Origin of the sequence: Citricoccus muralis (genome assembly GCF_003386075.1) — a bacterium.
Taxonomy (GTDB): domain Bacteria; phylum Actinomycetota; class Actinomycetes; order Actinomycetales; family Micrococcaceae; genus Citricoccus; species Citricoccus muralis.
Genome location: NZ_QREH01000001.1, coordinates 3,185,032 through 3,198,914, shown reverse-complemented (window position 1 = coordinate 3,198,914; position 13,883 = coordinate 3,185,032). Strand labels below are relative to the sequence as shown.

Annotated in this window: 10 protein-coding genes; 8 read left to right on the top strand and 2 right to left on the bottom strand. The window is 67.1% G+C overall.

The genetic code is table 11. The features are described from left to right. The first annotated feature begins 61 nt into the window (after positions 1-61). The 4 genes from C8E99_RS14265 to C8E99_RS14250 all read left to right on the top strand — a co-directional run bounded on the left by C8E99_RS14265 (position 62) and on the right by C8E99_RS14250 (position 8,330). Positions 62-3,928: a hydantoinase B/oxoprolinase family protein gene (locus tag C8E99_RS14265; protein WP_115932857.1), complete on the top strand. Its 3,867-nt coding sequence runs from the start codon at positions 62-64 to the stop codon at positions 3,926-3,928. 167 nt (positions 3,929-4,095) lie between these two features. Continuing rightward, positions 4,096-5,481, top strand: coding sequence for an MFS transporter (locus C8E99_RS14260; protein ID WP_115932856.1), 1,386 nt, complete (start codon positions 4,096-4,098; stop codon positions 5,479-5,481). Positions 5,482-5,541: 60 nt separating this feature from the next. After that, entirely contained in the window at positions 5,542-6,993 is a 1,452-nt protein-coding gene (locus C8E99_RS14255) for an MFS transporter (RefSeq protein WP_170144621.1), read from the top strand. An 11-nt stretch (positions 6,994-7,004) separates the two neighbouring features. Beyond that, complete coding sequence (locus tag C8E99_RS14250; protein ID WP_115932854.1) at positions 7,005-8,330, top strand: MFS transporter; 1,326 nt, start codon at positions 7,005-7,007, stop codon at positions 8,328-8,330. A 46-nt stretch (positions 8,331-8,376) separates the two neighbouring features. Here C8E99_RS14250 and C8E99_RS14245 read toward each other — a convergent pair whose 3' ends face one another. Then, positions 8,377-9,042: a GntR family transcriptional regulator gene (locus tag C8E99_RS14245; RefSeq protein ID WP_236557748.1), complete on the bottom strand. Its 666-nt coding sequence runs from the start codon at positions 9,040-9,042 to the stop codon at positions 8,377-8,379. Positions 9,043-9,139: 97 nt separating this feature from the next. Between C8E99_RS14245 and C8E99_RS14240 the strand changes: the two genes are divergently transcribed. The 4 genes from C8E99_RS14240 (at position 9,140) to C8E99_RS14225 (ending at position 12,526) form a co-directional block, all read left to right on the top strand. Next, entirely contained in the window at positions 9,140-10,288 is a 1,149-nt protein-coding gene (locus C8E99_RS14240; protein ID WP_245952366.1) for a 4-oxalomesaconate tautomerase, read from the top strand. Positions 10,289-10,355: 67 nt separating this feature from the next. After that, the gene (locus C8E99_RS14235) at positions 10,356-10,832 is read left to right on the top strand and encodes a hypothetical protein (protein WP_115932852.1); all 477 of its coding nucleotides are present in this window, start codon (positions 10,356-10,358) and stop codon (positions 10,830-10,832) included. A 26-nt stretch (positions 10,833-10,858) separates the two neighbouring features. Beyond that, positions 10,859-11,704: a bifunctional hydroxymethylpyrimidine kinase/phosphomethylpyrimidine kinase gene (gene thiD / locus C8E99_RS14230; RefSeq protein WP_115932851.1), complete on the top strand. Its 846-nt coding sequence runs from the start codon at positions 10,859-10,861 to the stop codon at positions 11,702-11,704. Between the two features lie 81 nt (positions 11,705-11,785). Beyond that, positions 11,786-12,526: a DsbA family oxidoreductase gene (locus C8E99_RS14225; RefSeq protein WP_115933509.1), complete on the top strand. Its 741-nt coding sequence runs from the start codon at positions 11,786-11,788 to the stop codon at positions 12,524-12,526. Positions 12,527-12,533: 7 nt separating this feature from the next. Here C8E99_RS14225 and C8E99_RS14220 read toward each other — a convergent pair whose 3' ends face one another. Next, positions 12,534-13,778, bottom strand: coding sequence for an MFS transporter (locus tag C8E99_RS14220; protein ID WP_115932850.1), 1,245 nt, complete (start codon positions 13,776-13,778; stop codon positions 12,534-12,536). Positions 13,779-13,883 lie beyond the last annotated feature (105 nt).

Below are 13,883 nucleotides of genomic sequence, written 5' to 3'. Positions count from 1 at the left end.
AAATGGACTCGACTTGCTGAGAAAGCAACACCATTTCCCCCCGCCCCGAAAGGACAGACCCATGAAACGCATCGGCGTAGATGTCGGCGGAACGTTCACTGACCTGTATTTCTCCGACGACGAGCAGAAGACCGCCATGGTGGAGAAGGTCCCCTCGACCCCCCATGACCCCTCGGAGGCAGTGCTCGACGGCCTGCGGCGCCTGAGCGCCAAGGCCGGGGTCGCCTTGTCGGAGATCGAGCAGATCGTCCACGGCACCACCGTGGCCACCAACACCGCTCTGACCCACACGGGAGCCGAGGTGGGGATGATCACCACGGAGGGTTTCCGGGACATCCTGCACATCGCCCGGCACAAGAAGCCTCATAACTTCTCCCTGCAGCAGGAGCTCCCCTGGCAGACCCACCCGCTGGTCAAGCGCCGGCACCGCCTGACGGTGAAGGAGCGTGTGACCGCCCCGAAAGGAGAGGTCTTGGTGCCCCTGGACGAGGACGAGGTTCGCGAGCGCGTCCGCGAGCTGAAGGCGGCCGGCGTCGAGGCGATCGCCGTCTGCCTGCTGCACTCCTACCTCAACCCCGCCCACGAGCGGCGGATTGGCGAGATCGTCACCGAGGATTTCCCCGAGGCCTTCCTCTCCCTCTCCAGCGAGATCGTCCCCCTGTATCGCGAGTACGAGCGCTTCTCCACCACGGCCCTGAACGCCTTCGTCGGCCCCAAGGTCTCCCGCTACCTCGAGCGGCTGCAGGCCGAGGCCGCGGCCCTGGGCTTCCGCAAGGAGATCCTGCTCATGCAGTCCTCCGGCGGCATGGTGCCCATCAAGGAGGCCGCCAAGCGTCCCGTCACCCTGATGATGTCCGGTCCGGTCGGAGGCCTGATCGGTGGCATCTGGGCCGGCAGACAGTCCGGGTCCGACAATGTCATCACGCTGGACATCGGTGGCACCTCGGCGGACATCGCCGTGGCCCACCAGGGTGAGGTGCGCATGCGCCACCTGCTGGACACCAAGATCGGCGACTACCAGGCCATGGTGCCCATGGTGGACGTGGACACCATCGGCGCCGGCGGCGGATCCATCGCCTATGTGGATGCCGGCGGCGTCTTTCGGGTGGGACCCCAGTCCGCCGGTGCCACCCCCGGCCCCGTCTGCTACGGCAAGGGCGGCATCGAACCCACCTCCACGGACGCGCAGGCGCTGCTCGGGCGCATGCGCCCGGACCGCTTGCTGGCCGGGTCCGGGATCGACCTGGATCTCAAGGCGGCACACTCGGCCATGGGCGTGCTCGCCGACCGGCTGAAGATGTCCGTGGAGGAGGCGGCCCTGGGCGCCCTGCAGATCCAGAAGTTCGGGATGACGCAGGCGATCGAGCAGAACTCCGTGCGCCGCGGCTACGATCCGCGCGACTTCACCCTCGTGGCCGCCGGTGGAGCCGGCGCCCTGTTCGCCTGCGAGATCGCGGCCGAACTCGAGGTGCCCCAAGTATTAGTCCCGGCCCACCCCGGCATCATCGCCGCCACCGGCCTGCTGGCCACCGACGAGCAGTACGAGTTCGTGGCCACCCAGCGATTCCGCTTCACGGAGGCGGACCCGCAGGCCATTCAGCGCTCCTACGAGCAGCTCGAGTCCCAGGCCGTCGCGCAACTGGACGCCGAGGGTTTCCCGGCCGAGAAGCGCAGGATCGACTGGCTCGCCGATGCCCGCTACGAGGGCCAGGGCTACGAGATCCGCTTCGACGTGCCCGAGGGGCCCGTGGACGCCGCCTGGCTGGCGAAGGCCGAGGAGGCCTTTCACGAGGCACACCTGGAGGAGTACGGCCACCGGTTCAAGGATGGCTCAGTGGAGATCATCAACATCCGCGTGGAGGCCTCCGGCCTCATGGACGAACTCCCGACGCCGGCGCCCGCCCCAGGTGCCGACCTCGCCGACGCCCTGCTCGAGACCCGCCCGGTGGTCTTCGACGTGGATGGCAAGCCCACCGGCCTGGACACGGGCTTCTACGACCGCGACAGGATGGGGGTGGGCACGTCCTTCGAGGGCCCGGCCATCATCGAGCAGTACGACACCACCACGGTGGTCCCTCCGGGATTCTCGGGCGTGGTGGACGAGGCAGGCAACATCGTCATCACCTGCCCCTCGGCCGTGGAGTCCCCCGAGAAGCTGGCCACGCCCATCCTCATGCGCGTGATCGGCGGTGCCCTGAACTCCGCCGCCAAGGAGATGGCCTCGGTGCTGTTCCGGATGTCCTACTCCTCCATCATCCGCGAGTCCGAGGACCTCGGAGCGGGCCTGTTCGACAAGGACGGCAACGTCCTGGCCGAGTCGGACTCCACCCCGATGTTCATGGGCTCCATGCCCAAGATCGTCAAGGGCGTGATGTCCGTGCTGGGCGAGGACATCCACGAGGGCGACGTCATCCTGCACAACGACCCGTACCTGGGTGCCACCCACTCCCCGGACGTGGCGATTATCGAGCCCATCTTCCACTCCGGTGAGCTCGTCGGATTCGCCGGCGCGTCCGGCCAGCTGATCGACAACGGCGGAGCGTTCTCCGGGCTCATGGTGGACATCCAGGATGTCCAGTCCGAGGGCACCATCTTCCGGGCCGTGAAGATCCACGAGAAGGGTGTGCGCCAGGACTCGCTCATCCGGCACATCCTCAACAACACCCGGACTCCCACCTCGAACGAGGGCGACTTCCAGGCGATGATCGCCGCCTGCGAGCTCGCCAAGTCCCGCTACCTGGCCCTCGTGGACCGGTATGGGATCGGCGCGGTGCAGGATTCCGGCCAGGCCTGGATCGACTACTCCGAGCGCATGCTGCGCCAGGAGATCGCCAAGATCCCGGACGGCGTGTACGAGACGGAGGTGGGATACCTGGACGACGACGGCCGGAACTACGGCACGAAGCTGCCGATCGCCGTCAAGGTCATCGTGGAGGGTGACGAGATCACCTATGACCTGACCGGTTCCTCGGCGCAGGTTCCCACCGCCTACAACTGCGCCTTCGAGGGCACCACCGTATCCGCGTTCACGTTCATCACCCGCATGATGTTCCTGGACGAGGTCGCCTTCCCGGTGTTCGTGCCGCAGAACGAGGGCATGCTCAAGCCACTGAAGGTCATTGCCCCCGAGGGCACGATCTTCAATCCGACCTACCCGGCGGCCACGTTCTCCCGCTTCTCCCAGGTACAGCGCGCCGTGGACCTGGCCTTGCGGGCCATGGCCCCGGTCATGCCGGAACGGGTGACGGCCGGCAACTCGGCCCACATCCACTTCCTGTCGTACTCGGGCTGGGACGAGAAGGCCGGCGAGTACTGGGTCTACCTCGAGGTGAACGAAGGCTCCTACGGCGCGCGCTCCACCAGTGACGGCCCGGACTCCGTGGACAACCTGATCGCCAACACCCGCAACAACCCCATCGAGGAGCTGGAGTGGCGGTTCCCGATGCGGACCGACCGCTACGAGCTACGCGACGAACCGGCGGCCGCCGGCGAATTCCGCGGCGGCATCGGGATCGTGCGGGAGAACACCTTCCTCACGGACACGATCATCACCTGCGAGGGCGAGCGCCACGAATCGGACGTCCCCTGGGGATTCGACGGCGGCCACGATGGCCTGAACGCCTCCCTGGTGAAGAACCCGGGCCGCGACGGCGAGGAGAGCTGGCCGTCGAAGGTCACCGGTTGGCAGCTTAAGGCCGGAGACTCGATCGCCATCACCGTCCCGAGCGGCGGAGGGTTCGGTGACCCGGTCAAGCGCGATCCGGCCAAGGTCCTCGAAGACGTCCTCGACGGGTTCACCACCCGCGACGCCGCCGAGCGGGACTACGGCGTGGTCCTCGCGGAGTCCGAGGGAACGTTCCGCGTGGATGCCGCGGCCACCACGGTGTCCCGGGCCCGCCTCGACCAGCGGGAAACCGCGAACGCCTGATCCTCAGGATCCGGTCCTCAACGGGGAGGGCGGACCACCCACGTGCGGGCCGCGACTCTGCACGGGTCCGCCCTCCCCTTCTGCCTCCCCTCATCGCCACCCTCCCCGTCCCGCGTCACCCACTGACTCAGGAATCATCCGCATCACCGGAATCGACAGGAACCGACATGACCGCCTCGCCGAAAGACCTCAAGGAACCCCCCACAACCCGCAGCACCCACGACGTGTCCGGCCGGGATGTGACCATCGCTTCGTGGATCTGCTTCTTCGCCTGGACCTTCGCTGTCTACGACTTCGTCCTCTTCGGCAACCTGCTGCCACAGCTGGCGGCCTCGTTGGGCTGGACGGAGGCGCATTCCACCGAGGTCAACACCTGGGTCACCGCCGGAACAGCGCTCGTGGCCTTCGCCATCGGTCCGATCACGGACAAGATCGGCCGGCGTAAGGGCATCCTCGTGGCCGTGGCCGGTGCCGCCGTGGCCTCCCTGCTCACGGCGACGGTCGGCTGGGTCTACGGCATCTCCGCCGGGCTCGGCCTGGTCTTTTTGGTCCTGGTCCGGTCGATTGCCGGCCTCGGCTACGCCGAGCAGGCCATCAACGCCGCCTACCTCAATGAAATGTTCGCGCACCGCTACTCAGACCCGGCCAAGGCCAAGCGGCGCGGGTTGATCTACTCCCTCGTGCAGTCCGGGTGGCCGGTAGGTTCCGTCCTCGCCGCCAGCTCGGTCTACCTGCTCTTTCCCATCGGCGGCTGGGAACTCTGCTTCGTGGTCGCGGCCATCCCGGCCGTCTTCATCCTCTGGGCTGGCCGCTGGCTCAAGGAGAGCCCGCAGTTCCGCCGCCGCAAGGAGGTGGACGACCTGCGCAGGTCCGGACGGCTGGACCAGGCCCGCGAACGCGCGGACGTCTATGGCATCGGTCTCGGCGAACAGACCTCCCCGATGGCGGACGTGTTCCGTGGGACGTCGCTCCGGCCCACCCTGGTGATCGGTTCGTCGTTCCTACTCAACTGGGTCGGCGTGCTGGCCTTCTCCATCCTCGGCACCTCCCTGCTGACTGCCGAGTCGGGGAAGAACATCTCCTTCGACAACGCCCTGACCATCCTGATCGTCTCCAACGCAACCTCCTTCCTGGGGTATCTCTTCCACGGCTGGCTCGGGGACCGGATCGGCCGGCGCAACACCATCGGTCTGGCGTGGATCCTCTGCAGCATCTGCTTCTTCGCGATGCTCCAGGCCCCGGACGGCAACTACCCCCTCATCGTCGCCCTCTACAGCGCGGGCCTGTTCTTCCTCATCGGCCCGTTCTCCGCCTTGCTGTTCTTCACCGGTGAGAGTTTCCCAGTCCACACCAGGGCCACCGGCAGCTCGCTGATCAACGCCTCGGGGCAGGTGGGCGCCATCATCGGCGGCGTCCTGATCACGGCGACCCTCGCGGCCGGCCACAGCTGGGAGACCGCCACCCTCTGGTGGGGCTGCCTGCCCATTCTGGCCTCGGGTCTGCTGGTTTTCGCCGCACCACCCATCGATCCGCGGACGGTGCGCACCGACTGACCGACCACCGCACCTGACAAACCCATCGAGGCAAAACCAATGCAGCACCAAGGACACCACATGAGCAGTACGACCACATCGACCACCCAGACGCCTGGCCTACATAAAGTCAGTCCCCGGCACCTCCGCAAGGTGGTCGGAGCGTCCTTCGCCGGCACCGTCGTTGAATGGTTCGACTTCGCGATCTACGGCTTCATGGCCACCCATATCGCCGCCACCTTCTTCGCCTCTGATGACCCGGTGACGGGACTACTGGAGACCTTCGCGATCTTCGCCGTCGCCTTCGCACTGCGTCCGCTGGGCGGGATCATCTTCGGCCGGCTGGGCGACCGGCTCGGCCGCAAGAAGATCCTGATCGTCACGGTCCTACTCATGTCCGGATCTACGGCGGCCATTGGCCTGATCCCCAGCCAGGAAGCCATCGGCATCTGGGCCGCAGTCCTGCTGGCCGTCGCGCGGTGCGTCCAGGGCTTGTCCGCCGGCGGTGAGTATGCCGGCGCCACCATCTACACCGTCGAGCACAGCCCGGACCATCAGCGGAACCGCTACTCCAGCGCGATGTCCGCGGCCACGTTCGTCTCCTTCGCCCTGGCCGCTGGCCTCGGGGCCTTGCTCAGTCTCGCCCTGCCGCCTGAGGCCATGGGTGAGTGGGGATGGCGCGTGCTGTTCCTGCTGTCCATCCCCATGGGTCTCGTCGCGTTCTACATCCGTTCCAAGCTGCACGAGTCTCCCGAGTTTGAGGCCATGGTGAAGGACTCGGCGAACCGTCCGACGCTGAGACTCCGCGAGGTCATCAGCAGCCAGTGGGCGCAGATGCTCAAGCTCGGTGGCTTCGTCATGCTGACGGCCCTGTCCTTCTACATCTTCTCCACCTACATGTCCACCTTCCTCACCCAGGTGGTTGGGCTGGACCAAGGCCAGGCGCTGCTCTCCAGCCTGGTCGCGCTCCTGTTCGCCACGGGGCTCTCTCCGTTCATGGGGCGGCTCTCCGACCGGATCGGCCGGCGCCGGATCATGCAGATATCAGCCGTACTGCTGACGGTGCTGACCATCCCCGCGTACATGCTGGCCGAGCTCGGCACCCTCGGCAGCGCCATGGCCAGTCAGTTGCTGATTGCCCTGGGCGCGGTTTCCGCCAATGTGGTGACGTCGGTTCTGATCTCCGAGATGTTCTCCACGGACGTGCGGTACACGGCCTCCGGCCTGAGCTACAACATCACCTATGCGCTCTTCGGCGGCACCGCCCCGTACCTGGCGACCTGGCTGGTGGCGACCACTGGCAACACGCTGGCCCCAGCCATCTACGTGACGATCGTGGCGGTCATCGCCCTGGTGGTCGTCTCCGTGTTCGTCCGCGAGACCGCCGGCCATCCCCTGCGCCGCTTCCACGACGAACCTGTGGCCGGCTGGGCCGGCCTCCACCCTCCAGCTCTTGACGTGATGCGCATCACATGGCCACACTGTTGCGGTGTCAATCTGATGCAACTCAATTGCATTCATTGCAACATCTGAGACGAGGAATCATGACCAGCTCGACGACCAGGCCCACCCTCAGCGGGCAGACCCATACTCCGGTGGACACCGCCACGCGCCGGAGGGTGGTCACAGCCAGCTTCATCGGCAACTTCGTCGAGTGGTTCGACTACGCCATGTATGGCTACCTCGCTGTCACCATCACAGCGGTGTTCTTCCCCGACTCAGACCCGGCCACGGGCCTCATGCTGACCTTCTCGCTCTTCGCCGTGTCCTTCCTGGTGCGCCCGCTCGGTGGTTTCTTCTGGGGTCACATCGGCGACCGCTTCGGACGCCGGGTCGCCCTGTCCTGGTCCATCCTGCTGATGTCCCTGGCCACCTTCCTCATCGCTCTCATCCCGGGCTACGTCACCATCGGCATCTGGGCACCGCTCCTGCTGCTCCTGCTCCGCCTCATCCAGGGCTTCTCGGCCTCCGGCGAGTACGCCGGGGCCTCGGCCTTCCTCGTGGAATACGCCCCACCAGGGAAGCGCGGCGTCTATGCCGCAGTGGTCCCCGCCAGCACGGCGACCGGCCTACTGCTCGGGTCACTCATCGCCACGATCCTGACGGCAACGCTGGACAGCCAGCAGATGACCGATTGGGGCTGGCGACTGCCCTTCCTGCTCGCCGCACCCATGGGCCTGATCGGCCGATACATCCGCAGCAAGCTGGAGGACACCCCGGCCTTCCGCGAGATGGCCGTCAAGGACGAAGCCGTCAAGGCCCCCGTGAGTTCCCTGTTCCGCGACCACTGGACCAGCCTCGTACAGGCCGCCGGTGCCGTGCTGCTGAATGCCGTGGGCTTCTACGTCATCCTCAGCTACATGCCGACCTATCTTTCCGAGGAGCTCGGCCTCGACCAGACCTCGTCCTACTTCGCCACCACGGTTGCCCTGGTGACCTACATCGGCTTCATCTTCGTCACGGGTTCACTCTCGGACCGCTTCGGCCGCAAACGGGTACTGATGAGCGCCTCCGTGGCCTTCCTGCTCTTCACCATCCCGGCGTTCCACCTCTTGGACACGGACAATTTCCTCGTGGTCCTCCTGGTGCAGATCCTGCTCGGCGGGATGCTCACCCTCAACGACGGCACCTTGCCCAGCTTTCTGGCCGAGATGTTTCCCACCAAGGTCCGCTACTCAGGGTTCGCCGTGAGCTTCAACCTCTCCAACGCGCTCTTCGGCGGGACCGCACCTCTGGTGGCCACCTGGCTGATCGCCACCAGCGGCAGCACCATAGCTCCCGGCTGGTACCTGATGGCCGCTGCCGCCGTGTCGCTGATCGCCGTCGCCCTGGCCAAGGAGACCAGCAAGCAGCCTTTGAGCATGAATTGACCACCGGCTGATCACCGGAAGGTCAGCCGTCGGTTGCTCCAGTTCCTCAGGCCCCGGACCGCACCGATTCCTCGATGGCCGCACCCACGGACATCAGGTGCTCGCGCATGGCCCGGGCCGCTTCCTCCGGCTCGCGCGCGCAGACGGCGTCGATGATGGCCAGATGCTCGGGCAGGGACTGCTGCGAGCGTCCCGGCTTGGCGAACAGGCGGTACTGGAAGCGCACGGCCTGGGCGCGGAGCCGGTCGATCGTCGCGGCGGCCGTCTTCTGTCCGGACAAACGAATCAGGGTGGAGTGCAGGTCTGTGTTGCCCTGGGCGTAGGCGGCCTGATCCCCGGTCTCGACGGCGGTTTCCATGCTCCGCCCGATCTGACGCAGCTCCTCGGCCTCGGCATCGGTGATGCGCATGGCCGCCCGTGCGGCACACAGCGCCTCGAGGGCAGAGCGGACCTCCACGATCTCGATCGCCTCCTCCACGGGGACGGACCGGACGCGGGCACCGCGGTTCTGGATCCGCTCGACGAGGCCCTCGACCGTCAGTTCAGACAGGGCGGTGCGCACATGGCCGCGGCTGGCCCCGTACATCTCGGCCAGGTCAGCCTCCACGAGCCGCTGGTTCGGCACCAGCTCGCCAGCGAAGATGGCCGCGCGAATCTGGTCGGCCACGTCGGTCGCGTTCACCGCAGCACTGGTCCGCGTTGCTGTTGCCACTGGAATCTCCCCCGCTCGTCAGCCATGATGGAACTGATTGTAAACAATTTTGTCACAGATGATGCAGGCCGCAGCCGATTTGGCGAAGGAATACACCGTGAGCCCAGACCCCGCCTCGCCCACCACAACCGCCCACCACGGCAGGGACACTCTCCCGGTCGGGCCCGCAACCGAGGTCCGGTGCATGGTCATGCGCGGAGGAACCTCCAAGGGACTGTACTTCCTGGCTGAGGATCTACCCGCCGATCCGGCCGCCAGGGATGCCCTGCTGCTTCGGCTGATGGGCTCCCCGGACGCACGGCAGATTGATGGGCTGGGTGGAGCGCACCCCCTGACCAGCAAGGTCGCCGTGGTCTCTCCGCACTCAGACGGCGGAGTGGATTACCTGTTCCTCCAGGTCTCCGTCGACGAGGCGACCGTCTCTGACCGGCAGAACTGCGGCAACATCCTCGCCGGCATCGGTCCCTTCGCGGTCGAACGCGGCCTCGTCCCCGCCCAGGACGGCACCACCGAGGTGGTCATCCACATGGTCAACACCGGTTCCGTGGCCCGCGCCCGGGTCACGACGCCGGCCGGTCGCGTCGCGTACGAGGGCGATGCAGAGATCGCGGGGGTGCCGGGGACCGCGGCCCCGGTGGTCCTGGACTACCAGGGCACCGCCGGGTCCAGTTGCGGAGCCCTGTTCCCCACGGGGAACCGCATCGATACCTTCGCCGGGGTCGAGGTGACATGCGTGGACAACGGGATGGCCGTCGTCGTGATCGATGCCGCGGCACTGGGCGTGGAGGGGACCGAGGAGCCCGCCGCGCTGGAGGCCGATGCCGAGCTGTGCGCCGCGGTCGAGGCCGTGCGGCTCGAGGCCGGCGTCGCCATGGGGCTGGGGGACGTCAGCGAGACCACGGTGCCGAAGGTCTGCCTGGTGGCTCCGGCCCGGAGCGGGGGGACGTTCAACACGCGGTGCTTCATCCCGAAGCGCGTCCATGAGGCCATCGGAGTGTTCGCCGGGGCCTCGGTGGCGGTGGCCTGGCAGGTGCCCGGCACGGTGGTGGCGGGTCTGAGCGGTGACCACAATGCGGCCGAGACGCGGGTGGAGCATCCCACGGGCCACACGGACCTGGTGGTGGAGGTCGATTCTGGGGACGCCTCAGAGGCAGGCCGGTCATCAGCGTCCGGCGAACCCACCGTCCTCGTCACCGGCAGCGTGCGCACGGCGCGCAAGTTGATGGACGGCATCGCGTTCGCCTGAGCGGGCGGACGCTCCCGCCGGTAGACTGGCACGGCCCCTCCGCCACCGCCACTACTGGAGCACGCCCATGACCACCCCCATTCCGGTCAAGCCGAGCCGCCGCAAGCGGCCCGCCGCCGCCGGACCCCGCCCACGCCTGAAGATGTCGCTCTACGGCTTCCTCGTGGCCTGGCTGGCGCCGAACCTGCTCATGGCCGCGATCGTGCTGGTGCTGAACTTCATCCCGGCGCTACAGGCCTATGGCTCCCTGACTCCGCTGCTGACCACCGTCGGTCTGGCCGGTCTGGTCATCGGCCTGCCGCTGTGCCTGCTGGTGAACTGGCTCTTCCGCCACAAGACCAACCAGTGGATCCATGTGATCGGCTACGCACTGGTCGGCATGCTCTATGGACTGGCGGTGCTGTTCTCCGGGGTCGGCGGCCTTCTGCCCATGCTCATTCCCATCATCGGCTTCCCGGCCGCCATCCTGATGGCCTTGGGCCGCGCCGTGGCCCAGCCGCTGGTAAAGGTCGTCCGCCCCGAAGCGACCTCTGCCGCAGTCTGACTCGCCGCCGGCTGAAGGGGATTAACATGGTGCGCATGCCTTCCACTGATCAGTACGACATGCACACCCCCGCTCTCACCTTGACCATCGCCGGCTCCGAAGCTACCGGCGGGGCCGGCGCCCAGGCCGACCTGAAGACGTTCCAGGAACTGGGCACCTTCGGCATCGTGGCGTTGACCTGCATCGTCGCCTTCGACCCGAAGGACGATTGGAACCACCGTTTCGTCCCGGTCCAGGCAGACGTGATCGCCAACCAATTGGAGGCCATCCAGGCCGACTACGCCGGATCCCTGAAGACCACCAAGCTCGGCATGATGGGCTCCCCGGAGACCATCTCCACGGTGGCCACCGCCCTGCGGAATCAGGAGTGGGACCACGTGGTCCTCGATCCCGTGTTGATCTGCAAGGGCCAGGAGCCCGGCCACGCCTTGGACACGGACCGCGCCCTCAAGGCCGAACTGTTGCCGCTGGCCACCTTCACCACCCCGAACCACTTCGAATCCGAGCAGCTGTCCGGGGTCACCGTCCGCACCCTGGAGGACCTGAAGGAAGCGGCGAAGCGCATCCACGAGGTCTCCGGCGCGGCCGTCCTCGCCAAGGGTGGCATGAAGCTCGACGGTCCGGACGCCCTGGACGTCTTCTACGACGGCGAGACCCTCGAGGTCCTCTCCGCGCCCAAGATCGGCGACCATGGGGTCTCCGGCGCCGGCTGCTCCCTGGCCGCCGCCGTCACCGCGGAACTCGCCAAGGGCGCCACGCCACTGGAGGCGGCCCGCCGCGCCAAGGAGTTCGTCACCGAGGGCATCCGCCAGCGCGTCACCGGCAACACCCCGTTCGACGCCCTGTGGCAGGGCGGTCTGCGCCGCGCCTGAGGCGCGCGGCTGGCGTCGTCCCCCGGACCCCGACGCCGGCCGGCCAGGAATACGCCCGCCTCACCCCGGGTTGTGATTGAGGTGAAGATTGAGATTTTTTCCGACGTCGGCTGCCCGTGGTGCTTCATCGGCAAGCGCCGGTTCGAGAGGGCCCTGGAGTCGTTCGAGCACCGTGATCGGGTCGAGGTGGAGTGGAAGAGCTTCCAGCTCGATCCCACGTTGCCTGAGCACGATCACCGCCAGGAGATCGACTACCTCTCCGAGGCCAAGGGCATGCCCCGCGAGCAGGTGACCGCGATGCTGGCGCACGTGACCGAGCAGGCCGCCGCCGAAGGCTTGGACTACGACTTCGACCGTCTCGTGGTGGCGAACTCGTGGAAGGCCCACCGGGTGATCCAACGCGCCAAGGCGGTCTCACTGCAGACGGCCGAGCACCTTGAGGAACAGCTGTTCCGCGCCCACTTCGAGGGCGGCAGGAACATCGGTGACGAGGAGGTGCTGGTGGAGCTCGGCACCGCCGCCGGGCTCACCGCCGAGCAGGTCCACGAGGCCCTGTCCGAGGACCGGTGGGAGACCGCCGTCAAGCAGGATCTGGCCACCGCGCAAGCCCTGGGGGTCACCGGGGTTCCGTTCTTCGTACTCGGACGCAAATACGGCATCTCCGGCGCCCAGCCCACCGAGGTCTTCACCCAGGCACTCGAACAGTCCTGGACGGAGTTCCAGCCGTTGCAGATGGTGCATCCGGCGGACGGAAGCCCGGAGGGTGCTGGTGGGTCGGATGGTCTCCACGGGCAGGCCTGCGGCCCCCAGGGCTGCGACTGATCCCCTCTCAACCGCGATGCTGGAAGTCGATGCCCAGTCGGCGTGCGGAGAGGAACCGCCAGGCCAGGAGGATGCCCAACAGCGTGGCTGAGACGGTCATGACCCAGGAGAAGTGCCAGCTGCCCGCAGCGGTGGCGATGGTGGCCAGGATGATGGGGCCGACGAAGTTGGCCCCATTGTAGATCTGGACCATCAACCCCATCGCCGCTGCGCCGGAGCCGTTGGGCGGGGCGATGTCCACGGCGATCCGGTTCAGGCTGGCGGGAACCAGGGCACCGACACCGGAGAACAGGGTGACGGCGAGGATCTGCACGACCAGCCCACCCGGCACACCCGACCAGTCCGGCGCGAAGGTGATGATTGAGGCGACACCCATGGTGGCCAAGCCGATCAGCACCAGCCGCCGCATGGGGATGCCCCGCTGGTGCAGCCGGCCGGTGAGGATGTTCCCCACCCCGTTCACCCCGCCGACGATCGCGGTGAAGATACCCGGCCAGAGCCCTCCGACTCCGGCCTCATCGAAGATCGTCGGCAGGAAGCCGATGACCGAACCCCATTGCAGGGTGTAACAGGCGAAGACGATGCCGGCCATCCACGGGGTCAGGGTCTTCACGGTGGCGCCCACGCGCCGTGCCGCCAGCCTCACATTGGAGTCACGGTCCGACGGCGGTGGGGGCACGAACACCACGATCAGGGGGATGGTTGCCGCGGTGACCACCGCCATCACGACCCACCAGACCTGCCAGCTGACGCTCGTGAGCAGCAGGGTGGATGCCAGAACCGCCACGAAAGTGGCCAGCCCTTGGAAGGAGCCCCACCAGCCCATGGCGATGTTCGTCCTGGCGGGCGGCGTGATCAGACGGATCAAGGGCGGCGCCACCACGGTGGCCATCAGGAAGCCAACGCCCTCCAAGGCGCGGGTGGCCATCAGGAAGCCGGTGGTCTCCGCGAAGGCTCCAGCCAGCGAGCCCACGGTCAGCAGACTCAGCCCGATGAGTAGCGTGCGCCGCAGCCCGAGAACTTCCGAGAAGAGGGAGATCGCGAGGCCCAGGGCCATCGAACCGACCTGGACAATGCCGAGCAGCACTCCGGACTCGATGAGGGTCATCCCCAGGTCATCCTGGACGAATGACAAGGCCTCAGGGAGTTTCCAGATATGCATGGCGGCAGCCACGCCGGCGATGACGATGGGGATCCAGGAAAAGCGTGTGCGTGCTGGCTGTGCAGCGTCCACGCCAGACGGGGCGTTCATTCTTGACACCCTAATGTGAGGGCCAGACTGCACCGCCCGTGAGACGTGCCTCACCGAGAACGTGTCCCTTAAACACCTGAGAGGCGGTGGCATGGCCACCGCCTC